Here is a 21,628-nt window from a genome sequence, read left to right on the forward strand (position 1 = left end):
TGTCAAAGAAGATGGCGCTCGTCGGTACCAGGTTATGGGGATCAAGTGATGCGAGGCGCCGCCGCCCACGAGCCGGGACTTGATCTGCTCGTATCCCCTGTGAGATGCGGCAGCATCGCGTCAGTGGTTTTTCTGCGGCCGGTTTCAACCCGGCAAGGATTTCGGTCTAAGCACGCACGATGACTTCCTTCTCCCAAACCAGTGATGGCGCTGCTTCGGCAGTCTCGGCCTCGTTCCTTGATCCCAGGGCGGCGAACCACGTCGCCCTCACCCCCCTCGATTTCCTCCGCCGCTCCGCCGAGGTCTATCCGGACAAGATCGCGGTCGTCCTCGGCGACCGGCGCCTGACCTATCGCGACTTCCACCGGCGTGCCGCTTCCCTCGCGGGAGCTCTGCGGAGCCTCGGAGTCGTGCCTGGCGAGACGGTCGCCGTGCTCGCCCCCAATGTCCCGGTGATGCTCGAGGCGCATTTCGGCGTCCCCGCCGCCGGTGCCGTCCTCAACGCGCTCAACACGCGGCTCGACGCGCCGTCCATGGCCTTCATGCTCGATCATGGCGAGGCGCGGGTCCTGATCGTGCATCACAGCCTGCTGCCGGTCGCCCTGGACGCCCTCGCGGCGACGCGCAGGCCGCCGATCCTGGTCGTCGAGGGGGCGGATGAGGCTCCGCCCGCCGGCGCGCTCGCCTACGAGGATCTGCTGCGATCGAGCCCGGGACCCGTCTGGTCGCCGCCGCCCGAGGAATGGACCAGCATCGCGCTGAACTACACCTCCGGCACCACCGGCGATCCGAAGGGCGTCCTCTACCACCACCGGGGCGCCTATCTGAACGCGCTCGGCAACGTGATCACGTTCAACCTGCAGCCGGATTCGGTCTATCTGTGGACCCTGCCGATGTTCCACTGCAACGGCTGGACCTATCCCTGGGCCGTGACGTCGGTCGGGGCGCGTCACATCTGCCTGCCGGCGATCGATCCGGCCGAGATCTTCCGGCTGATCGACGAGGAGAAGGTGACGCATCTCTGTGCGGCGCCGGTCGTCCTGACGATGCTGATCCACGCGCCGCGCGAGGTGCAGCGCCGCTTCACCCACGGCCGCGTCCGTGTCGCGACGGGGGGCGCCGCGCCGCCTTCGGCCGTGATCGCCGGCATGGAGGAACTCGGCTTCGACCTCGTCCATCTCTACGGCATGACGGAATGCTACGGCCCCTCGACGGCCTGCGCGCCGCAGGAAGGCTGGAGCGACCTGCCGCTCGACGAGCGCTCCGTCCTCACCGCGCGCCAGGGCGTCCGCAACCTCACGGTCAGCGACCAGTCGGTGATCGATCCGGACACGGACCGGGAGGTGCCGGCCGACGGGGCGACGCTCGGCGAACTCGTGCTGCGCGGCAACACGGTGATGAAGGGCTACCTCAAGAACGAGGCCGCCACCGAGGCCACCCTGCGCGGCGGCTGGCTGCGGACGGGCGACCTCGCCGTCCTCCACCCGGATCGCTACGTCGAGATCAAGGACCGCTCGAAGGACATCATCATCTCGGGCGGGGAGAACATCTCCTCGCTCGAGGTGGAGGAGGTCCTGTTCCGCCACCCCGCCGTCATGGAGGCGGCGGTCGTCGCGCGGCCCGACGAGAAATGGGGCGAGACGCCCTGCGCCTTCGTCACGCTGAAGCCGGGGGTCGAGCCGCCCTCGGGCGAGGAGATCATCGCCTTCTGCCGCGCCGGCCTCGCCCATTTCAAGGCGCCGAAGACGGTCATCTTCGGCGCCTTGCCGAAGACCTCGACGGGCAAGATCATGAAGACCGAGCTGCGCGCCCGCGCGGCGGAACTCGCCTCGTAGGAGCGGAGCACGGGGATCGCCGCGGGCTCAGGCCTGCGGCGCGGCGGGCTCGGGGAAGAAGCGATTGGCCGGGCGCTTCAGGCCGAGGCTGTCGCGCAGCGTCGTGCCCTCGTATTCGCGCCGGAACAGGCCCCGCCGCTGCAATTCCGGCACGACCTTGTCGACGAAATCGTCGAGGCCGCCGGGCAGGTAGGGGAACATGACGTTGAAGCCGTCGGAGCCCTCCGTCTCGAGCCATTCCTCCATCTCGTCGGCGATGGTCGCGGGCGTCCCGACGAAGGCGAGCCCGGCATAGCCGCCGAGCCTTTGCGCGAGCTGGCGCACGGTGAGGTTCTCCCGGCGCGCGAGCGCGATCGCCCGCTCGCGCCCGCTCTTGCTCGCATTCGTCTCCGGGATGTCGGGCAGAGGCCCATCCGGGTCGAAGCCCGATGCGTCGTGCCCGAGCGCGATCGACAGGGACGCGATCGCGCTCTCCTCATGAACGAGGCTGTCGAGATGGGCGCGCTTGGCCCTGGCCTCTTCGACGGTCTCGCCCACGACGACGAAGGCGCCGGGCAGGATCTTGAGATCGTCCCGGGACCTGCCGAGCGCATCCATCCGGCCCTTGACGTCGGCGTAAAAGGCCCGCCCGCCCTCGAGATGGCCGTGCGCGGCGAAAACGACTTCCGCGGTCTCGGCGGCGAGCTGCCGGCCCGCCTCCGAGGCGCCGGCCTGCACGATCACCGGCCAGCCTTGGACCGGCCGGGCGATGTGAAGCGGGCCCCGCACCGACAGATGCGCGCCCTTGTGGCCGAGGACATGAAGGCGGGCGGGGTCGAAATAGAGGCCGCTGTCCTGGTCCCGGACGAAGGCGTCGTCTGCCCAGCTGTCCCAGAGCCCGGTCACGACGTCGTAGAACTCGCGGGCACGCGCATAGCGCTCGCCGTGGTCCATGTGGTCGTCGAGGCCGAAATTGAGCGCCGCGTCGGGATTGGACGTCGTGACGATATTCCAGCCGGCCCGTCCCCCCGAGATGTGGTCCAGCGAGGCGAAGCGGCGCGCGATGTGGAAGGGCGCATCGAAGGTCGTCGAGGCCGTCGCGACGAGGCCGATGCGATCGGTGACGGCCGCCAGCGCCGACAGCAGCGTGAACGGCTCGAACGAGGTCGCCGTGTGGCTGCGCTTCAGCGCCTCGACCGGCATGTTCAGGAGCGCCAGATGGTCGGCCATGAAGAAGGCGTCGAACTTCGCGGCTTCGAGGCGCTGCGCGAAGCGCTTCAGATGCCCGAAGTTGAAATTCGCATCCGGATAGGCGCCCGGATAGCGCCATGCGCCCGTATGGATGCTCGCCGGCCGCATGAAAGCGCCGAGTTTCAACTGCTTTCGCCCGCTCATCACGTCCACGCGCTCTGAAGAACCTGCTTCTGCCTCTCAGATGACGTAGGAGGACGCAACGTGAACCGCGTCGGCGATCCGCCGCTCGGCGGCGTCGCGCGAACCCCGCGACGGCAGCGTGCCGGATCCGCCGGCCTCGGTCTGGCCGTGGCAGATCGGGGCGCGGATCGTCTGGACGAGATCGAGCGCGGCGAGGGAGCGGCGGCGCCAGCCGTCCCTCGTCCCGCCCCGGCACATCCCGGCCGCATCGTGGCTCACACCGAACATCCGGCCTCCGGTCGAGGCGATCCGGCCCTCGGATCGATCCCATCGACGGACCGAGATTAGGCGCGAAGCTCCGGGATAAAATCGCTTATTTCAGCCGCGATCGGGAAGGTGGTTTCCTTCGCGGCGAGCAAGAGAGACGACCGTGCTCCGCGCCCCGGTCGACGGTCGCCGGTCGCGGCCTGGCCTATCCGGGCATGGTGAGGATCAGCGGGCCGTTGCGCGTCGCGACGACGGTGTGCTCGTACTGCACCGTGAGGGCGCGTGGCTCGCTGTAGAGGGTCCAGGGATCGTCACCGTCCTCGGCGAATTCCGCTCCGAGGGAGAGAAACGGCTCGACGGTGAAGACGAGCCCGTCTTCCATGATCCGGCGCTCGGAGGCGTCGGGCCAGGTGGCGATCTCGGTCGGGTCCTCGTGCAGCGACCGGCCGACGCCGTGGCTGGCGAGGTTGCGGACCAGCGTGTACCCGTTCTTCCGCGCGAAGGCGCCGACGGCCCGGCCGATCCCGGCGATCGGCTTGCCGGCCCCGACCTCGCGCAAGCCCGCCCACATCGCCCGGCGCCCGTCGCGGCACAGCCGCTCGACCTTGCGCGTCACGGGCGGCACGGCGAAGGAGGCGCCGGTGTCGCCGAAAAAGCCGTCCTTCTCGGCGGAGACGTCGATGTTGACGAGATCGCCGGCCCCGATCCGGCGGTCCCCCGGAATGCCGTGCGCGATTTCCTCGTTCACGCTGATGCAGGTCGCTCCGGGAAAGGAATAGATCATTTCCGGGGCCGAGCGGGCTCCGGCCGCGTCCATCACCTTGCGTCCGATCTCATCGAGTTCGCGCGTCGTCATGCCCGGCTCGATCGCCTTGCCCATCGCCTCGAGCGCATTGGCGACGATGCGCCCGATCTCCTTCAGGGCCGCAAGTTCTTCGTCGCTCGACACCGTCATGCCGTCTTCCTTGATCGAGGCTGCCGCAGGCCTGCTTACACGAGCCTGAGCGGCCGATCGAACCCGAGCCGAACTGTCGGAGCTGCGTGACCGGGGCGCGCGGCGCGCCTCAGCAGACGGTCGCGAGGGGCGAGCCGTCCGATCGGGGCGGCTCGGCGCCCAGAGCCATGATCTTCCGCCGCCGCTCGTCGATCGCCGATCGCGCCCCGTCCAAGGCGAGGACGATGGCGCTCGTCGTGCGGTTGTCCGCCTGACCGTCGCGCGCGTGTTCGACAGCCGTGCGGAAGAGGTCATCGACCTCGTTGGTCAGGAGGTCCAGCGTCTCCGTCGTCTCGGCCTTGCGCGCATCGGCAAGGATGTCGAGCAGCCGGTCCAGCACGTCGTCGATGACCTCGCGCCGACGGCGGCGGAAGCGCTGCACCGACCAGGCGAGCGCCGAGATCGCGCCCGAGCCGAAGAAGGCGCCGAGATAGATCCAGTCGCCGTAGCGATCCATCACGCTCTGGGTCTCGCGCTGGAAGTAATCCACGGCGCCGGGATGGTTCGGCAGCATGGCGCTCGTCGCGGAGCTCGCCGTGTCCATTTCGGGGGGCCGCATGAAGTTCGCGAGACGCGTCTTGACGGCGAGACGCGAGCGCATCTGGAACAGCGCCTCGACGAGGGTCGAGACCAGCGAGCGGTCGGTGTCCGAATGCGCCATCAGCCGATAGGCGACGCCGATCGTCTTGATCTCGTCCGCAGGCTGTTTCGGGCGACCGCCCCAGATCCCCTCCGGGATGGTCGTTGCCGACAGGAAGGGCGAACGCTGGGTGATCCCATCCGGGTTCTCGACCGGGAGGATCGCGATCTCTCCGCCGAAGGCGTGTGCGACCTCCCGCACGAGGCCCGAGGCGGCCGCTCCGGTGGGCGCGGCGATCAGGGCGATGGCATCGACCCTGTGCTCCTTCAGCGCCTGGGCGGCGTCCTGGCGCGGCAATTCGACGAAGCTCACCGCGGGGGGCTCAAGGTCGAAATGGCGCAGCAGGGTCGCGACGAGAGCCGGATCGGCCTCGTGGCCCGTGACGATGCCGAGCCTCTTGCCGACGAGGCCGGTGACGTCCTCGATCTTGGCCTCCTTCGGCGCGATCAGGATCGTCGCCGCGTCGCGCAGGATCGCGAGGGTGAGGCCGTTCTCCGGCACCCTGACGTCCGGCCGGACCACGGCGAGATCGGCCTTCCCGGCATCGAGACGTTCGGCCGCTTCCTTCACCCCCGCGACCGGCTCGAGCCTGAGGCGGATCGGGATCTTCTGCGCCTTCAGCTGCTGGCCGAAGGCGAGGATCAGGCGCTCCTCCGCCGATCCAGCCGGTCCGACGGCCACCGTCAGTTCGGTCGGCGACGTGAAATAGACGTAGCCGAGCCCCATCGCCCCCAGGACGAGCGCCGCGACAAGGAGGAGACCGTCGCTTCTGAACCCGGCTTCGCGCAACGATGGAATCCTCGACGCTCGCTCTCAACGGAGCGGAGGCCGATTTGTGCCCGTGCTCTCGACGGCGGCGGACACATCTGGCTTCCTCTGCGTTGTTGCAGCGCAATTGCGGCGCAACCACGGACGGGAGGTCCACGATGGCGGTCAAGAAGGCAAAGGCAATCTGGAAGGGGACGGGCAAGGACGGCGATGGCCGTCTCACGAGCGAATCGGGGGTGCTCGACAACACCGCCTACTCGTTCAAGACCCGCTTCGAGAACGAGAAGGGCACAAATCCCGAGGAACTCGTCGCGGCCGCCCATGCGGGTTGTTTCGCGATGGCGCTCGCCTTCGCGCTGCAGAAGGCCGGGCTGACGCCGAATTCGCTCGAGGTCGATGCGGCCGTATCGCTCGATCCCGACGGCGGCGGCTTCAAGGTTTCGAAATCGGCCCTCACGCTGGTCGCCGACGTGCCGGGGGTCGACCAGGCGGCGTTCGACGAGATCGCCAAGGGCGCCAAGGAAGGCTGCCCGATCTCGAAGCTGCTCAATGCCGAGATCACGCTCGATGCGACGCTGAAGGGCTGATCGCGGTCGCGGTGCCATCCGGCACACACTCGCCGGAGCGGCCTCGCCCCTCCGGCGGTCCCCTCCGTCAGACGGCAAGCTGTTCCGGGCGACGAGATCGAGCATGGCGAGAACGCTTCCGGGGACTGCCCTGGCCATGGTTCTGGCCATGGCCCTGACCATGGCCCTGACAGTGTCGTCGGCATGCGCCGCAGCCTGGACCGAACGGGGCGTGGCATCGGGCGGCCTTCACGGCGTGCTCACCCTGCCGGACGTCGAGGCGCGCGGGTCGGGCGTCCTGATCCTCGCCGGGTCCGGACCGGTCGATCGCGACGGCAACCTCCCGGGGCTCATGAACAACAGCCTCAAGTTCCTCGCCCACGCCTTGGCCGAGCGGGGGATCGTCTCCCTCCGGGTCGACAAACGGGGCGTCGGGTCGAGCGCGGCGGCGGGCGGCCGAGAGGAGGATCTGAGGTTCGGCACGTTCGTCGACGATGCCGCCGCCTGGTCGGCCGTCCTCAAGCGCGAGGGCCGGGTGGAGCGGCTCGTGCTGCTCGGTCACAGCGAGGGGGCGCTCGTCGCAACGCTCGTGGCGCAGAGGATCAGGCCGGCCGGCCTCGTGCTGCTCGCCGGAGCGGGAGAGCCCGCTTCCGCGGTGATCGAACGTCAGCTCAAGGCCGCGGGGGCGCCCGAGCGGCTCCAGGAGCGGTCGCGCGAGATCGTCCGATCCCTCATGCGCGGGGAGGCGGTCACGGATGTTCCGGCCGAACTCGCTCCGCTCTATCGCTCAAGCGTGCAGAATTATCTGATGTCCTGGCTGCCCCTCGATCCGGCACGCGAACTCGCCAGGACGGATTGTCCCATCCTGATCGTCCAGGGGACGAGCGACCTTCAGGTCAGCGTGGAGGATGCGCGGCGTCTCCACGCGGCGCGTCCGTCGTCCCGCCTCGAGATCGTCGAGACCATGAACCACGTCCTGAAGGACGCGCCCTCCGAGCGGGCAACCAATCTCGCGACCTACCGCGATCCCGACCGGCCGCTCTCGTCGCCGCTCGTCCCCGCGATCGAGCGCTTCGTCCGATGACAGGGACGCCGAGAGCGATGGGCAGCCTCACGACGGGGACGATTGACCCGATCCCGGCGGGATGGCACCGAGCCGTTCCGCCGTCCTCTCCGGCGCTGCATGGCTGATACTGTCCGATGATCCGCTCCCCCCTCATCAGCGTCATGACCGAGGCGGTCACGAAGGCCGCCCGCTCGCTCCGGCGCGATTTCGGGGAGGTCGAGAACCTCCAGGTCTCCCGCAAGGGACCGGCGAACTTCGTCTCCGCGGCCGACCACCGCGCCGAGGAGATCCTGCGCGGGGCGCTGGAGAAGGCCCGGCCGGGCTACGGCCTCGTGATGGAGGAGGGCGGGATCGTCGAGGGGACCGACAAGTCCCATCGCTGGCATATCGATCCGCTCGACGGTACGACGAACTTCCTCCACGGCATCCCGCATTTCTGCATCTCGGTCGGGCTCGAGCGCGAGGGCGTCCCGGTCGCCGGCGTCATCTTCGATCCGATCAAGGACGAGATGTTCATCGCCGAGCGCGGCAAGGGCGCCTTCCTCAACAACCGCCGCATCCGCGTCGCCGCGCGGAACGAGATGGCCGAGGCCGTGATCTATTGCGGCCTGCCGCATCTCGGCCGGCCGGCGCACCGGACCTTCCTCTCCGAACTGACGTCGGTCATGTCGGTCTCGGCGGGTCTGCGCCGGATGGGCTCCGCAGCCCTCGACATGGCCTATGTCGCGGCCGGGCGCGCCGACGGGTACTGGGAGCGCAACCTCAACAGCTGGGACATCGCCGCAGGCCTTGCCATCGTGCGCGAGGCCGGGGGCTATGTCAGCGATTGCGACGGCGGATCGGACCCGCTCGGGACCGGCTCGGTCTGCGTCGGCAACGAGGCGATCCACGGCTCCCTCATCGGCCTTCTGAAGAAGGCCGCGCGGCCCGCGACCCCGGCCGCCTGACGATGACGCGCATCACGGCGCCAGACCGCCCTTGAACCTGCACGGAGGCCCGGCCAGAGTGACGACCGAGATGCGCACCGCCCCGCCTCCTCCGATCGTGCGGCCCCTGTCGTCGCCGCGCATCCACCTGATCCGCATGGCCGTCTTCCTGGTCCTGTGCGGGTTCCTCGCGCTGATCCTGCACCGCCCGCTCCTGACCGCCTTCTGGGGCAATCCGGGGCTGAACGCCGTGATCCTCGGCGTCCTCGGGATCGGCATCGTCCTCGCGATCCGGCAGGTGGTCCGGCTTTTCCGCGAGATCCGCTGGGTCAACTATGTCAGCGGCGCCCATCCGAACCGGCTCGCCCGTCCCCCCGTCCTCCTGGCTCCGGCCGCCGCGCTGATCGGCGAGGCCGATAGCCGGGCGACGCTGTCGGTCGGCACGACGCGCTCGCTGCTGGATTCCATCTCCGCCCGGCTCGACGAGAACCGCGAACTCGTCCGCTATCTCGCGGGTCTGCTCGTCTTCCTCGGCCTGCTCGGCACCTTCTGGGGCCTGATCGAGACGGTGAACTCGGTCGGGCGCATCATCGCGTCGCTGCGGACGGGCGGCGAGGCCTCGCAGCTGTTCGACGAGTTGAAGACGGCCCTGTCGGCTCCTCTCGCGGGCATGGGCATCTCCTTCTCCGCCTCGCTGTTCGGCCTCGCCGGCTCGCTCGTCCTCGGCTTTCTCGACCTCCAGGCGGGCCAGGCCCAGAACCGCTTCTACACCGAGCTCGAGGATTGGCTCGCCGTCTCCGCGACGCCCGATGCACCGGCGGCCGGCTCCGGCGATATCGCCGCGGCCCTCGACCGGCTCGGGGAGGCGATCGGGCGGATCGAGGCCCAGCCGCAGGCCGCGGCGGGGCAGGCGACGTCCATGCTCGGACGCGATCCGAACCTCGCCATCGCCAATCTCGCCGACGGCATCCAGGCGCTCGTCCAGCAATTGCGCAGCGAGCAGCAGACGGTGCGCACCATGCTCGAGGCCCAGGCGACGCGGGACAGGGAATTGCGCGCGCTCCTCGCCCGACTCGATCGGGAGGAGGCCGAGTAATGGCCGGGCTGCGGGCCGCGCGCCGCACGCCGCTCAATTACTGGCCGGGCTTCGTCGACGCCCTCTCGACGCTCGTCCTCTCCATCATCTTCCTCCTGTCGATCTTCATGCTCGGCCAGTTCTTCCTGGCGCGGGAGATCACCGGCCGCGACAGCGTTCTCGAGAGGCTGAACCGCCAGCTCGCCGAGCTCACCGATCTCCTCGCGCTCGAACGCTCGAAATCGCGCGACCTCACCGAGAACGTGGAGAGCCTCCGCACCACGATCCGCGCCGATGCGGCGGAGCGAGGTCGCCTCCAGGCGGAGATCGACCGGAAGGCCGCTTCGGAGGGCCGCGCCGGCGCCGCCGATGCGGAACTCGCCAAGGAGCGCGCCGTCACCGCCCGCGCCCAGAGCACGATCGATCTCCTCAACCAGCAGATCGCGGCCATGCGGCGGCAGCTGGCCGCCCTCGAGGATGCGCTCGCAGCCTCCGAATCCCGCGATCGCGAATCCCAGGCCCGGATCGCCGATCTCGGCTCGCGCCTCAACGTCGCGCTGGCGCAGCGGGTGCAGGAACTCGCGCGCTACCGGTCCGACTTCTTCGGCCGGCTGCGCCAGATCCTCGGCAACCGGAACGACATCCGCATCGTCGGCGATCGTTTCGTGCTGCAATCGGAGGTTCTGTTCGCGGCAGGCAGGGCGGAACTGAAGCCCGAGGCCTCGGGCGAACTCGACCGCATCGCGGCCGTCATCCTGGCGGTGGCCAGAGACATCCCGCCGGACATCCCCTGGATCCTGCGCGTCGACGGCCATACCGACATCCGGCCGGTCTCGGGCGCAGGCGCCTTCCCGTCGAACTGGGCGCTCTCGGCGGCTCGCGCCATCGCGGTTGTGCAGTATCTGATGGAGAAGGGCATCCCGGCCCAGCGCCTCGCCGCGGCCGGCTTCGGCGAGTTCCAGCCGATCGACCTCGCCACGACCGACGAGGCCTATGCCCGCAACCGCCGCATCGAGCTGAAGCTGACCGAACGCTGACCATGGACGCCGCCCAACGCGTCGCCGACGCGCCGCCGACCAATCTCGTCGACCGTTTCGCGCCGGCATCCTGGAAGCCGTGGCTTCGGCTCGCCCGCTACGATCGGCCCATCGGCTCCTGGCTGCTGATGTGGCCATGCCAATGGTCGGCCGCGCTCGCAGCGACCATGGCCGGCTCGACGGCGGCTCTGCCCTGGCATGTCGCCCTGTTCTTCGTCGGCTCCTTCGTGATGCGCGGAGCGGGCTCGACCTGGAACGACTTCTTGGACCGGGACATCGACGGCCGCGTCGAGCGGACCCGCAACAGGCCGATCCCGGCGGGGCTTGTTACGGCGAAGCAGGCCTTCGCCTTTGCCGTCGCGCAGTCGCTGATCGGCCTCGTGGTGCTGCTGCAGTTCAACCGCTTCGCGATCCTGCTCGGCATCCTGTCGCTCGCCCCCGTCGCGGTCTACCCGCTGATGAAGCGTGTGATGGGGTACCCGCAGGCCGTGCTGGGGCTCTGCTTCGCCTGGGGCGCCCTGATGGGCTTCGCCGCGCAGTTCGGCGCGCTGCCCTGGCCCGCGCTCGTGCTGTATCTCGGCACGATCGCCTGGGTGATCGGCTACGACACCATCTACGGCCACCAGGATCAGCGCGACGATGCCGTGATCGGGATCAAATCGACCTCGCGCACCTTCGGCCGCCATTCGCGCGCGATCATCGCGGGCCTGTACATCCTCACGGTCCTCCTGATCGGCCTCGCCATCTGGGGGGCGGGCGGCTCCTGGCCGAGCTTCGCGGGCCTTGCCGCCTTCACCGCCCATCTCGCCTGGCAGGTCCGCCGTCTCGAGCCCGAGCAGCCGGCGGTTTGCCTGAGGCTCTTCCGCTCGAACCGCGACGCGGGGGCTCTGCTCTTCGCGGGCCTGCTCCTCGACGCCGTGATGCGCTGAGGGGAGGGCTTCGCGGCTCTCGGCGGACGCCTTGCTGGCCGCAGCGTCGACCTCCATCTGTCCTCCTTCACATGAGGAGGATGGCATGAGCTGGAACCCGGCCCTTCAGCCCGGCTGCCCCGACGAGGTCGGGATCGATTCGATCGAGACGCTGATCATTCCGCGCTCCCGCGATCTCGGCGGGTTCGAGGTCCGACGGGCCTTGCCGGCGCCGAAGCGGCAGATGGTCGGGCCTTTCATCTTCTTCGACCAGGCCGGCCCGGCCGAGTTCCTCACGGGGCAGGGGATCGACGTGCGTCCCCACCCGCATATCGGGCTCGCCACCGTCACCTATCTCTACCGCGGCGATTTCCATCATCGCGACAGCCTCGGCACCGATCAGGTGATCCTGCCCGGCGCCGTGAACTGGATGGTCGCCGGGAAAGGCGTCACCCATTCCGAGCGCACGAGCGAGGAGGCGCGGCGGGGCCCGAACAGCCTCTTCGGCATCCAGACCTGGGTCGCGCTGCCCGAGGATCGCGAGGACAGCGCGCCGAGCTTCGAGCATCATGGCAAGGACACGCTGCCGCAGATCGAGGCGGAGGGCGTGAGGCTGCGCCTGATCCTCGGCACCGCCTATGGCGAGCGGGCGCCCGCCAGCATCTTTTCCGAGACCTTCTATGCCGATGTCGCCATGGCGCCCGGCTCGCGCCTGCCGCTTCCGGACGACCACGAGGATCGCGGCCTCTACATCGTGGAGGGGGAGGTCACGGTGTCCGGCCAGGCCTTCGAGGCGGGACGCATGATGGTGTTCCGGCCCGGCGACCGGATCACGATCGGCGCGGGGCCCCAGGGCGCTCGGCTGATGATGCTCGGAGGGGCGACGCTGAACGGCCCGCGCCACGTCTGGTGGAATTTCGTCTCGTCCTCCCGCGAGAAGATCGAGGCGGCCAAGGAGGAGTGGCGCGCGGCGCGCTGGGGACGCGGCCAGTTCGATCTGCCGCCCGACGACCGGGCCGAGTTCATCCCGCTGCCCTGAGGCGCCGTCCCGGTCCCGTGACGCCGCGTTCGCGCAGGACCGGCCTTCGCCAGGACCGGCGTTTGCGCAGGACCGGCGTTTGCGCAGGACCGGCGTTTGCGCAGGACCGGCGTTGGTGGCAGTCCGTCGGCGGCATGGTTGCGGGATACAGAGGGAGTGGCATGGGCGAGCGAGGTCTGCCGGTCGAGGTGAAGCTTCTCGACCCCCGCCTGCCGGGCTGGGGCTTTCCGCGTCGGGGCTCCGCCCTCGCGGCCGGTCTCGATCTCCATGCCTGTCTCGACGAGGCCGTCGCTCTCGCACCCGGCGCCCCGCCCGTCCTGATCTCCTCCGGCCTCGCCATGCGGATCGGCCAGCCGGGCTGGTGCGCGCTCGTCGTCCCCCGGTCCGGACTCGGCCATCGCGGCCTCGTTCTCGGCAACACGATCGGCGTGATCGACGCGGATTACGAAGGGCCGGTCACGCTGTCGTGCTGGAACCGCAATGCGGGGCCGGATGCCGAGGCGATCCGGATCGAGCCCGGCGACCGGATCGCCCAACTCCTCCTCGTTCCGGTGGCGTGCCCGGATATCCGGGTCGTCGACACGTTCGAGGGGGCATCGGCCCGCGGCGCGGGCGGCTTCGGCTCGACCGGGATCGGACACGCGGCCGGCCGCCCGCCCCTGGACGGCCGGTGATGAACCTGCTGCCTCGCCGCTCTCTCCTGGCCATTGCCGCCGTCATCGACATCGCGCTTCACGCGCGGCCGAGGCCGGTCTCGGCGAAAGCTTTGGCGGCCCGCCATCAGCTCGGGCCGCGCCATCTGGAGGGCGTGCTCCATGCGCTCGTCCAGGCCGGCATCCTCAAGGGGCTGCGCGGTCCCCGCGGCGGCTACGAACTGGCGCGGGAGCGCCGGCGCATCACGGTCGGCGAGATCGTGCGTGCCACCGAACGGCAGCCGCCCGAGGGCGAGCAGCATTCGGACCTGATCGAGGAGGTCGTAGCGCCCGCGTTGAACGATGCGGCGGAGGCCTATCTCGTCGCTCTCGACGCGATCACCGTCGCTCAGCTCTGCTCCAAGGCGGCCGAGGCGGGTCTCGACGGCCAACAGGTCGCGGCGACGGATTTTACGATTTAAGATCGTGAATAGATCAAAATATCGACAGTGATCGGGGTTTATACTACGGATCGGCGACAGCGAGGATATCACATGGCTCAGAGCGCACCCCGCAAGCCCGGCCGCGGCCGGATCTTCGGTTCGATCACCGACACGATCGGCGACACGCCCATCGTCAAGCTCGACAGGCTGGCCCGAGAGAAGGGTGTCGGCGCCGAGCTGCTGCTCAAGCTCGAATTCTTCAACCCGATCTCGAGCGTGAAGGACCGGATCGGCGTCAGCATGATCGACGCGCTCGAAGCCTCGGGCCAGCTCAAGCCCGGCGGCACGCTCGTCGAGCCGACTTCCGGCAATACCGGCATCGCGCTCGCCTTCGTCGCGGCCGCGCGGGGCTATCGGCTGATCCTCGTCATGCCCGAGACGATGTCGCTCGAGCGGCGCAAGATGCTGGCCTTCCTCGGCGCCGAGCTCGAACTGACGCCCGGCCCTCAGGGCATGAAGGGCGCCGTCGCCAAGGCGACCGAACTCGCGAGCACGATCCCGGGTGCGATCATGCCGCAGCAATTCGAGAACCCGGCCAACCCCGCGATCCACCGCGCCACGACCGCGGAGGAGATCTGGAACGACACCGAGGGGCGCCTCGACGCCTTCGTCGCGGCGATCGGGACCGGCGGCACCATCACCGGCGTCGGCGAGGTGCTGAAGTCGCGCCTGCCCAGCCTGAAGGTCGTGGCGGTGGAGCCGGAGGATTCCCCGGTCCTGTCCGGCGGCCAGCCCGGGCCGCACAAGATCCAGGGGATTGGTGCCGGCTTCGTGCCCGGCGTGCTCGACACCAAGGTCTATGACGAGGTGATCACGGTCGGGAACCAGACGGCTTTCGAGACCTCGCGGCTCCTCGCGAAGCTCGAAGGCATCCCCGGCGGCATCTCGACGGGCGCGAACGTCGCCGCGGCGCTCGAGATCGCGGCCCGGCCGGAATTCGCCGGCAAGCGCATCCTCACGGTCGCCCCCTCCTTCGCCGAGCGCTACATCTCGAGCGCGCTCTTCGAAGGGATCGGCTGATCGGGCGGCGGGTTCGGCGCAACCGAATCCGCTTCCGGGTGTTTCTCCCGACATTTGTTTCGGGAGACACCCAGCATGGCCGGAGCCAGATCGAATTCCCCCGCTGTGGAGCGGGACAGCCTCGCCGACGAGCTTCAACATGCCGTCGGCGGCGAGGCCGATGCGGCGCGGCTCGCGGCCGGCCAGCCGATCGAGGACGGGACGGAGGCCGTGGAGGCCGAGGTGCCGGCCGACAACATCGCCCATATCAGCGATGCGAGCCTCCCCTCGCGCGAGGAACTCGCCGCTGCCTTCGAGCGCAAGGCCAAGGCGGCCGGGGGCAAGCGGGGATAGATGCGGCACCGCGCGCCGCCCTGCTTGCCAGGGTGGCGCGAGACGTGCTCGTCTGAGGCCGACATCCTCGGATGGGGTCTTCGTCCATGACGCGCTCGTCCCTTTTCCCTGCCATCGCCGTGCTCGCGCTGGCGGGCGCAGCCTGTCCTGCCGCCGCGCAGGAGCTGAAGATCGGGCTCGCCTCGGAGCCGACCTCGATCGACCCGCATTTCCATAATCTCGGCCCGAATAACGGCATCCGCCGGCACATCTTCGAGGGGCTCGTCTCCACCGACGACCGCCAGACGCTCGTGCCGGGCCTCGCTGCCTCATGGCGGTCGATCGACGAGAAGACCTGGGAGTTCAAGCTCCGGCCGGGCGTCACCTTCTCCGACGGCCGGCCGTTCACGGCGAAGGATGTCGTCTACACGCTGTGCCGCGTGCCGACGGTCGAGAACTCCCCGTCGAGCTTCACCTTCGCGGTGCGGGGGATCGAGGCCATCGAGACGCCCGATCCCCTGACGCTGATCTTCAGGACGGCGACGCCCGTCCCCCTTCTGCCGAACAACTTCTCGACCCTCGGCATCCTGTCGGCCGCCGCCTATGGCGGCGAGGACGTCGTCTACGGGGCGAAAGGCTGCGAGAAGCTCGGCACGCCGCCGAAATCGGTCGAGTTCAACGAGCCGGCCAAGGCGATCGGGACCGGCCCCTACAAGCTCGCCAGCTATACGCGTGGCACATCGATCGTGCTTGAGCGCAACGAGGGCTATTGGGGAGCGAAGCCGCACTGGAAGACCGTCACGTGGCGGCCGATGGCGAGCCAGGGCCCGCGCGTCGCCTCGCTGCTGGCGGGGGATGTGGACCTCGTCGAGAACCCGCCGATCCAGGATTTCGCGCGCATCAAGGGCGCGGGCTTCACCATCGTCCAGGGCATCTCGAACCGCGTCATCTACCTCGCCATGGACCAGTTCAGGGGCGACCCGAACTGGAAGACGCCGGGCGTGCGCGGGACGGACAAGAACCCCTTCCTCGACCACAAGGTCCGTGAGGCGGTCTCGACGGCGATCAACCGCCAGGCGATCGTCGAGCGCATCATGGGCGGGGTCGCGCAGGCGGCGGGCGAACTCCTGCCCGTGCCGCTCTTCGGCACCTCGCCCGAGATGAAGCCGGACCGCTTCGACGCGGACGGCGCGCGGAAGCTGCTGGCTGCCGCCGGCTATCCGAACGGGTTCGAGGTCACGCTCGGCACGCCGAACGACCGCTACATCAACGACGAGAAGGTCGCCCAGGCGGTGGCGCAGATGCTGGGACGGATCGGCATCAAGACGTCGGTCGATTCCATGACGGCCTCGACCTTCTTCACCCGGCGCAACAAGGGCGATTTCTCCCTCTACCTCGCCGGTTGGGGCGCGGATTCGGGCGAGATGTCGAACTCGCTGGTCTCGCTCGTCGCGACGCCCAATCCGGCGACGGGCATGGGGCCGACCAATCGCGGCCGCTACTCCAATCCCGAGGTCGATGCGCTGATCGTCAAGGCGCGGGGCACGGTGGACGACAAGGCCCGCGAAGACCTGCTGCGTCAGGCGTCCAGGCTCGCGATGCGCGACTACGCCGTCATCCCGCTCCATTTCGAGGTGACGCCCTGGGCCTTCAAGAAGGGCCTCGCCTATAAGCCGCGCATCGACCAATACACGCTCGCAATGGAGGTGACGCCGGCGCAGTGAGCGAGGCGCTCCGGCTATTCGGCGGCCGTCACGTCATGGCCGGGCGAAGCCGGCGGGGTGGGGTGAACCCACCTTTCCCCACTTCAGCCGCTTTGAGGCGGAGACCGCGCATCACCCCACCCCGGACCTTCGGTCCGACCCTCCCCCTCCAGGGGAGGGTGAAACTCGTCTCAGGCCCTGCCGGCCGCGAGGATGGCCTGGGCCGCCTTGAGGATCGGCGGGTCGACCATGCGGCCCTCGAAATCGATCGTGCCCTTGCCTTCGGCGGTCGCCTTCTCGTAGGCGGCGATCAGCCGTGCGGCGCGGTCGATCTCGGTGGCGGAGGGGGCGAAGGCCTCGTGCGCGAGCCCCACCTGGCGCGGCAGGAGGCACATCTTGCCGTCATAGCCGAGATTGCGGGCCATCTCCGCGTCGCGCCGGAAGCCGTCGTCGTCGCGGATGTCGATGACGACCTGGTCGAGCGCCTTCACGCCCGCAGCCTTCGCCGCGATCACCACCTGCGAGCGGGCATAGAGGACTTCGAGCCCCTCCTTCGTGCGCCGCCCGCCGATATCGGCCGCGAAATCCTCGGCGCCGAAATAGACCGCGAGCACGCCCGCAGCCTTCGCGATGGCATTCGCCTCGACCACGCCGCGCACGGATTCGATGCCGGCGATGATCGGCAGGCGGGTGCCGAGGGCTGCGATGTCGCCCGCGCTCTCGGCCTTCGGCAGGACGAGACCGTCGGCGCCGGCGGCCTCGGCGGCGGCGACGTCCTTCGGGCTGTCCTCGCTGCCGATCGCATTCACGCGGACGAAAAGCTTGATATCGGACCGGCCGCCGCGTGCGCCCTTCAGCGCCTCGGCCAGCCCGGCCCGCGCCGCCTCCCGCGCCGCGGGCGGCGTTCCGTCCTCGAGGTCGGGGGCGTAGGCATCGGCGCCGACGCCCGGGAACTTCGCCAGAAGTTCGGGCCGGTTCGCGGGTGCGAAGAGCAGCGAGCGCAGCAGCATCGGACATGACCTCCCTGTTCGGCCGCTGTTAGGCGGTCGCGGCGAGGTGGACAAGCGCGGGCAACATTGCTCTGGCCCCGTGGGGCCGGTTAAGGGCGAGTGCGGGCGCGAGACCCGCCTGGGAGCGAAGCGTGGCGCATCGAAGCGAAGCCGGAGGGGCCGAGGACGAGGCCGATTACGTCGTGGTCGGGGCGGGCTCGGCGGGTTGCGTGCTGGCCGCGCGGCTCTCGGAATCGGGGCGGCACAAGGTCGTCCTGCTCGAGGCGGGCTCGAAGGACAGCTCTCCCTGGATCCATATCCCGCTCGGCTACGGCAAGCTCTTCAACGACCCGAAGGTCAATTGGCTCTATGCGACCGAGCCGCAGCCGGAGCTCGAAGGGCGCGTCGTCAAGCAGCCGCGCGGCAAGGTGCTCGGCGGTTCCTCCTCCATCAACGGGCTCGTCTATATCCGCGGCCAGCACGAGGATTTCGACCTCTGGCGGCAGCAGGGCTGCACCGGCTGGAGCTTCGCGGACGTCCTTCCCTATTTCCGCCGCGCCGAGGACCAGATGCGCGGCGCGGACGACTTCCACGGCTCCGGCGGCCCGCTCGCCGTCTCGGACAGGACGGAGCCGCATCCTCTCTGCGACGCCTTCATCGAGGCCTGCGCGGAGGGAGAACTGCCCCGCAACGAGGATTTCAACGGCGCCCGCCAGGAGGGCGCCGGCTATTACCAGATGACGGCCCGGCGCGGCCGGCGCTGCAGCACGGCTGTCGGCTACCTGAAGCCGGCCCGATCGCGCGCCAATCTGCGCGTGATCACCGAGGCTCATGCGACGAAGGTTCTGTTCGAGGGCCGGCGAGCGGTCGGGGTGGAGTATCGGCGCGGCGGCGAGACGCGGCGCGTGACGGCGCGGCGCGAGGTGATCCTCTCGGGAGGCGCGATCAACTCGCCCCAGCTTCTCCAGCTCTCCGGAATCGGTTCGGCGGATCTCCTCGGCCGTCACGGCATCCCGGTCGTCGCCGAAAGGCGCGACGTCGGCGAGGCGTTCCAGGATCATCTCCAGGTGCGGGTCGTCCTCCGCTGCACGCAGCCGATCACGTTGAACGACGACATGGCCTCGCTCCTGGGCCAGGCCCGGATCGGTCTGCGCTATCTCCTTCAGCGCAAGGGGCCGCTGACCGTCTGTGCGGGCTATGCCGGCGCCTTCTTCCGGACCGACGAGCGTCTCGCGACGCCGGACGTGCAGGTCCATTTCCTGACCTTCTCGACGGACCGGATGGGCGACAGCCTCCACGCCTTCCCAGGCTTCACCGCCTCGACCTGCCAGCTTCGCCCGGAGAGCCGGGGCTCGGTGCGGATCACGAGCGCGGACCCGCTGGCGGCGCCCGCCATCGACCCGAACTACCTCGGAACGGAGCTCGACCGCCGGACCAATGTCGAGGGCATCAAGCGCCTTCGGCACTACCTCTCGATGCCGGCCATGCAGCCCTTCATCGTCAAGGAGGAGATCCCCGGTGCGGAGACGCGGACGGATGACGAGATCCTCGCCTATGTGAGGCAGGCCGGAACCACGATCTATCACCCGAGCTGCTCCTGCCGGATGGGTGGGGATCCCGAATCGGTCGTCGACGAGCGGCTGCGGGTCCGCGGCGTCGAGGGGCTGCGCGTCGCGGATGGCTCGATCATGCCGAGCGTCGTCTCCGGCAACACCAACGCGGCCATCATCATGATCGGCGAGAAGGCCGCCGACATGATCCTCGCCGAGGCGCGCTGACGACTGCCCTGCCTTCTCGCCAGGTGCGACGACCGTGGGGAATAGTCGGCGCTGTCCAAACGTGTAGGCTTCGGGGCCGCCCGTCTCGGCATCCGCGACGGCGGATCCCTGGGAGCGGCCGGAGGCCATCGCCATGCTGATCAGGTCCAAGCCGCGCTGGGCGCTGCCGGAAAGTGCCGCGACGCCCGAATCGGCCTTCTTCGACCGGCGTCGCATCCTGCAGGCGCTCGGGCTCGGTGCCGGCCTCATCGGCGGGGGGATGGTGGCCGGCGAGGCTGCGGCGGAGGGCTCGGCGAAGCGCAACGAGGCCTACACGCTCGGCGACCGCTGGTTGACGCCGGAGCGCTTCGCGATGAGCTACAACAACTTCTACGAGTTCTCGCAATCGAAGACCGTGACCCCGATGTCGGACGCGCTGAAGGCGCGTCCCTGGACGATCAAGATCGACGGCCTCGTCGAGAAGCCGATCGAGATCGACGCGTCGGACCTCGTCGCGAAGATGGCGGTCGAGGAGCGCCTCTATCGCTTCCGCTGCGTCGAGGCCTGGGCGATGGCCGTGCCTTGGACGGGTTTCCCGCTGCGGCAGCTCGTCGACTTCGCGAAGCCGGTCTCGGGCGCGAAATACGTCGTGATGAAGACCTTCCTCGACAAGGCGGTCGCGCCGGGTCAGCGGCAGTTCTGGTACCCCTGGCCCTATACCGAGGGGCTGACGATGGAGGAGGCCCGCAACGACCTCGCCTTCATGGTCACGGGCATCTACGGCAAGCCGCTGCCGAACCAGAACGGCGCCCCGCTACGCCTCGCGGTGCCATGGAAATACGGCTTCAAGTCCGTCAAATCGATCAACCAGATCACCTTTTCGGCGACGCGGCCGAAGACCTTCTGGGAGGGGCTTCAGGCGTCCGAATACGGCTTCTGGGCGAATGTGAACCCCGCGGTGGCGCATCCGCGCTGGAGCCAGGCCGAGGAGCGCGTCCTCGGCACCAACGACCGCGTCCCGACGCTTCTCTTCAACGGCTACGAACCGGAGGTCGCGGGGCTGTACAAGGATTTGCAGAAGGAAAGACTGTACGCCTGAAGACAGACAACTTCTCGAGGCCAGACAAGAAAACGGCCGAGCCTCGTTAAGGCCCGGCCAAGGTAAAGGCCCGTCAAATCGAGCCTTCCAGAGGGGAACAGCTGCACGGCCGGAAGACCGTCCGTGTTGGTCAGCCGATGGGATTCTTGCCCCGTACTGCCTCTGTGGCAATCATTTCGAACACCGGTGGGGCATGCATTGCATGCATGTCGACCCAAAATGACGCAGTCGGCTCAATAGACCCAGCGCTGGGCCTTGCCGACCAGGAAATCCCGGAAGGCCTGGACGCGAGCGACGTTCCTCATCTCCTCGGCATAGACGAGGTAGCTTTCGAGGGCCGGCAACTCCACGTCGCGCAGGACCTGGACGAGATCGGTCGTCCCGTCGACGGCGTAATCGGGAAGGACGGCGATGCCGGCTCCCGTCTGGACCGCCGCACGGAGTGCCGGGATGTTGTTGACGACGAGGTGGTAGGGCCGCGGCTGCCCTCCCTCTCGCCCGACCTTCGCGAGCCAGTGCACGGATAGCAGGTAGGAGGGCTGATCCCCCCCGAAGGACAGCAGGCGATGATGGTCGAGATCCTCGACCGTCTTCGGCTCGCCGTAGCGCTTGACGTAGTCGGTCGAGGCATAGACGTGGAAATGGACCGCGAAGAGCCGGCGCTGGATCAGATCCGGCTGGGCGGGACGGCGCAGGCGCAGCGCGACATCCGCTTCGCGCATCGACAGGTCGAGTTCCTCGTTGGTGAGGATCACTTCGACCTTCACGTCCGGGTAGGTATCCAGGAACTCGGCGATGCGCTGGGTGAGCCAGAGCGAGCCGAGGCCGACGGTCGTCGTGATCTTGAGCGTGCCGGTCGGCCGTTCGCTGTTCTCCTCCAGCCGCGCCCGCGTGTTCTCGAGGCGCTGGCGCATGTCCCGCGCGGCGCGATGGAGCAGGTCGCCCTGCTCGGTCAGGATCAGGCCGCGCGCATGCCGGTGGAAGAGGGGAGCCTTCAGCTCCCGCTCCAGGGCCGAGACCTGCCGGCTCACGGCCGACTGGCTGAGGCCGAGGTCGTCGCCAGCCTTCGTGAAGCTGCCCGCCTCCGCGACGGTGTAGAAGATCCGGATCTTGTCCCAGTCCAAGTCCGAGTTCGACTG

General features: G+C 69.0%; 21 protein-coding genes. 15 read left to right on the forward strand and 6 right to left on the reverse strand.

The window, feature by feature from the left end:
• The first annotated feature begins 179 nt into the window (after window positions 1-179).
• Window positions 180-1,835 (forward strand): AMP-binding protein, encoded by a 1,656-nt coding sequence (locus EV668_RS16415; RefSeq protein WP_133771875.1) that lies wholly within the window; start codon window positions 180-182, stop codon window positions 1,833-1,835.
• Between the two features lie 27 nt (window positions 1,836-1,862).
• Here the strand turns inward: EV668_RS16415 and EV668_RS16420 are convergent, their stop codons facing one another.
• From EV668_RS16420 to EV668_RS16435, 4 genes are all read right to left on the reverse strand, one after another.
• The gene (locus EV668_RS16420) at window positions 1,863-3,209 is read right to left on the reverse strand and encodes an LLM class flavin-dependent oxidoreductase (protein ID WP_133771877.1); all 1,347 of its coding nucleotides are present in this window, start codon (window positions 3,207-3,209) and stop codon (window positions 1,863-1,865) included.
• Window positions 3,210-3,245: 36 nt separating this feature from the next.
• Complete coding sequence (locus EV668_RS16425; protein WP_133771879.1) at window positions 3,246-3,476, reverse strand: hypothetical protein; 231 nt, start codon at window positions 3,474-3,476, stop codon at window positions 3,246-3,248.
• Between the two features lie 184 nt (window positions 3,477-3,660).
• Window positions 3,661-4,410, reverse strand: coding sequence for a type I methionyl aminopeptidase (gene map / locus EV668_RS16430; RefSeq protein WP_133771881.1), 750 nt, complete (start codon window positions 4,408-4,410; stop codon window positions 3,661-3,663).
• 109 nt (window positions 4,411-4,519) lie between these two features.
• Window positions 4,520-5,878, reverse strand: a complete 1,359-nt coding sequence (locus EV668_RS16435; RefSeq protein ID WP_133771883.1) for a TAXI family TRAP transporter solute-binding subunit — start codon at window positions 5,876-5,878, stop codon at window positions 4,520-4,522.
• A 137-nt stretch (window positions 5,879-6,015) separates the two neighbouring features.
• Here EV668_RS16435 and EV668_RS16440 point away from each other — a divergent pair, with 137 nt between their 5' ends.
• The 12 genes from EV668_RS16440 to EV668_RS16495 all read left to right on the forward strand — a co-directional run bounded on the left by EV668_RS16440 (window position 6,016) and on the right by EV668_RS16495 (window position 16,665).
• Window positions 6,016-6,444 carry an OsmC family protein gene (locus EV668_RS16440; RefSeq protein ID WP_133771885.1) on the forward strand — a complete coding sequence of 143 codons (429 nt, stop codon included), beginning with the start codon at window positions 6,016-6,018 and terminating at the stop codon, window positions 6,442-6,444.
• A 103-nt stretch (window positions 6,445-6,547) separates the two neighbouring features.
• Entirely contained in the window at window positions 6,548-7,507 is a 960-nt protein-coding gene (locus EV668_RS16445; protein WP_245513234.1) for an alpha/beta hydrolase, read from the forward strand.
• 116 nt (window positions 7,508-7,623) lie between these two features.
• Window positions 7,624-8,436, forward strand: coding sequence for an inositol monophosphatase family protein (locus EV668_RS16450; protein ID WP_133771887.1), 813 nt, complete (start codon window positions 7,624-7,626; stop codon window positions 8,434-8,436).
• 70 nt (window positions 8,437-8,506) lie between these two features.
• Window positions 8,507-9,511 carry a MotA/TolQ/ExbB proton channel family protein gene (locus EV668_RS16455; protein WP_133772115.1) on the forward strand — a complete coding sequence of 335 codons (1,005 nt, stop codon included), beginning with the start codon at window positions 8,507-8,509 and terminating at the stop codon, window positions 9,509-9,511.
• A complete protein-coding gene (locus tag EV668_RS16460; protein WP_133771889.1) occupies window positions 9,511-10,527 on the forward strand; it encodes a peptidoglycan -binding protein in 1,017 nt (338 codons plus the stop codon). Before EV668_RS16455 ends, EV668_RS16460 begins: the two co-directional genes overlap by 1 nt.
• 2 nt (window positions 10,528-10,529) lie before the next feature.
• Complete coding sequence (ubiA, locus tag EV668_RS16465) at window positions 10,530-11,456, forward strand: 4-hydroxybenzoate octaprenyltransferase (RefSeq protein ID WP_133771891.1); 927 nt, start codon at window positions 10,530-10,532, stop codon at window positions 11,454-11,456.
• Between the two features lie 85 nt (window positions 11,457-11,541).
• Window positions 11,542-12,474, forward strand: coding sequence for a pirin family protein (locus EV668_RS16470; RefSeq protein WP_133771893.1), 933 nt, complete (start codon window positions 11,542-11,544; stop codon window positions 12,472-12,474).
• A 161-nt stretch (window positions 12,475-12,635) separates the two neighbouring features.
• Window positions 12,636-13,148: a dUTP diphosphatase gene (gene dut / locus EV668_RS16475; RefSeq protein WP_133771895.1), complete on the forward strand. Its 513-nt coding sequence runs from the start codon at window positions 12,636-12,638 to the stop codon at window positions 13,146-13,148.
• Window positions 13,148-13,588 (forward strand): RrF2 family transcriptional regulator, encoded by a 441-nt coding sequence (locus EV668_RS16480; protein WP_133771897.1) that lies wholly within the window; start codon window positions 13,148-13,150, stop codon window positions 13,586-13,588. Before dut ends, EV668_RS16480 begins: the two co-directional genes overlap by 1 nt.
• A 72-nt stretch (window positions 13,589-13,660) precedes the next feature.
• Window positions 13,661-14,629 carry a cysteine synthase A gene (gene cysK / locus EV668_RS16485; protein ID WP_133771899.1) on the forward strand — a complete coding sequence of 323 codons (969 nt, stop codon included), beginning with the start codon at window positions 13,661-13,663 and terminating at the stop codon, window positions 14,627-14,629.
• Window positions 14,630-14,704: 75 nt separating this feature from the next.
• On the forward strand, window positions 14,705-14,962 hold the full coding sequence (locus EV668_RS16490; protein ID WP_133771901.1) for a hypothetical protein: 258 nt from the start codon (window positions 14,705-14,707) through the stop codon (window positions 14,960-14,962).
• Window positions 14,963-15,048: 86 nt separating this feature from the next.
• On the forward strand, window positions 15,049-16,665 hold the full coding sequence (locus EV668_RS16495; RefSeq protein WP_133771903.1) for an ABC transporter substrate-binding protein: 1,617 nt from the start codon (window positions 15,049-15,051) through the stop codon (window positions 16,663-16,665).
• A 170-nt stretch (window positions 16,666-16,835) separates the two neighbouring features.
• On the opposite strand, the gene EV668_RS16500 is transcribed toward EV668_RS16495, so the two are convergent.
• Complete coding sequence (locus tag EV668_RS16500) at window positions 16,836-17,654, reverse strand: HpcH/HpaI aldolase/citrate lyase family protein (protein ID WP_133771906.1); 819 nt, start codon at window positions 17,652-17,654, stop codon at window positions 16,836-16,838.
• Between the two features lie 131 nt (window positions 17,655-17,785).
• Between EV668_RS16500 and EV668_RS16505 the strand changes: the two genes are divergently transcribed.
• Window positions 17,786-19,411 carry a GMC family oxidoreductase gene (locus EV668_RS16505; RefSeq protein WP_133771908.1) on the forward strand — a complete coding sequence of 542 codons (1,626 nt, stop codon included), beginning with the start codon at window positions 17,786-17,788 and terminating at the stop codon, window positions 19,409-19,411.
• 133 nt (window positions 19,412-19,544) lie between these two features.
• Window positions 19,545-20,489 (forward strand): protein-methionine-sulfoxide reductase catalytic subunit MsrP, encoded by a 945-nt coding sequence (msrP, locus tag EV668_RS16510; RefSeq protein WP_133771910.1) that lies wholly within the window; start codon window positions 19,545-19,547, stop codon window positions 20,487-20,489.
• 233 nt (window positions 20,490-20,722) lie between these two features.
• Here the strand turns inward: msrP and EV668_RS16515 are convergent, their stop codons facing one another.
• Window positions 20,723-21,613, reverse strand: a complete 891-nt coding sequence (locus EV668_RS16515) for a LysR family transcriptional regulator (RefSeq protein WP_133772117.1) — start codon at window positions 21,611-21,613, stop codon at window positions 20,723-20,725.
• Window positions 21,614-21,628: the final 15 nt, after the last annotated feature.

Origin of the sequence: Enterovirga rhinocerotis, from assembly GCF_004363955.1 — a bacterium.
Lineage (GTDB): Bacteria > Pseudomonadota > Alphaproteobacteria > Rhizobiales > Beijerinckiaceae > Enterovirga > Enterovirga rhinocerotis.

Bases quoted from the DNA above. Each gene is read 5' to 3' on its own strand.
- cysK (WP_133771899.1), top strand. From the start codon at position 13,661: ATGGCTCAGAGCGCACCCCGCAAGCCCGGCCGCGGCCGGATCTTCGGT.
- EV668_RS16445 (WP_245513234.1), top strand. From the start codon at position 6,548: ATGGCGAGAACGCTTCCGGGGACTGCCCTGGCCATGGTTCTGGCCATG.
- map (WP_133771881.1), bottom strand. From the start codon at position 4,410: ATGACGGTGTCGAGCGACGAAGAACTTGCGGCCCTGAAGGAGATCGGG.
- EV668_RS16415 (WP_133771875.1), top strand. From the start codon at position 180: ATGACTTCCTTCTCCCAAACCAGTGATGGCGCTGCTTCGGCAGTCTCG.
- EV668_RS16490 (WP_133771901.1), top strand. From the start codon at position 14,705: ATGGCCGGAGCCAGATCGAATTCCCCCGCTGTGGAGCGGGACAGCCTC.
- EV668_RS16420 (WP_133771877.1), bottom strand. From the start codon at position 3,209: ATGAGCGGGCGAAAGCAGTTGAAACTCGGCGCTTTCATGCGGCCGGCG.
- EV668_RS16440 (WP_133771885.1), top strand. From the start codon at position 6,016: ATGGCGGTCAAGAAGGCAAAGGCAATCTGGAAGGGGACGGGCAAGGAC.
- EV668_RS16450 (WP_133771887.1), top strand. From the start codon at position 7,624: ATGATCCGCTCCCCCCTCATCAGCGTCATGACCGAGGCGGTCACGAAG.
- EV668_RS16425 (WP_133771879.1), bottom strand. From the start codon at position 3,476: ATGTTCGGTGTGAGCCACGATGCGGCCGGGATGTGCCGGGGCGGGACG.
- ubiA (WP_133771891.1), top strand. From the start codon at position 10,530: ATGGACGCCGCCCAACGCGTCGCCGACGCGCCGCCGACCAATCTCGTC.
- msrP (WP_133771910.1), top strand. From the start codon at position 19,545: ATGCTGATCAGGTCCAAGCCGCGCTGGGCGCTGCCGGAAAGTGCCGCG.
- EV668_RS16495 (WP_133771903.1), top strand. From the start codon at position 15,049: ATGACGCGCTCGTCCCTTTTCCCTGCCATCGCCGTGCTCGCGCTGGCG.
- EV668_RS16470 (WP_133771893.1), top strand. From the start codon at position 11,542: ATGAGCTGGAACCCGGCCCTTCAGCCCGGCTGCCCCGACGAGGTCGGG.
- EV668_RS16455 (WP_133772115.1), top strand. From the start codon at position 8,507: ATGCGCACCGCCCCGCCTCCTCCGATCGTGCGGCCCCTGTCGTCGCCG.
- EV668_RS16480 (WP_133771897.1), top strand. From the start codon at position 13,148: ATGAACCTGCTGCCTCGCCGCTCTCTCCTGGCCATTGCCGCCGTCATC.
- EV668_RS16460 (WP_133771889.1), top strand. From the start codon at position 9,511: ATGGCCGGGCTGCGGGCCGCGCGCCGCACGCCGCTCAATTACTGGCCG.
- dut (WP_133771895.1), top strand. From the start codon at position 12,636: ATGGGCGAGCGAGGTCTGCCGGTCGAGGTGAAGCTTCTCGACCCCCGC.
- EV668_RS16500 (WP_133771906.1), bottom strand. From the start codon at position 17,654: ATGCTGCTGCGCTCGCTGCTCTTCGCACCCGCGAACCGGCCCGAACTT.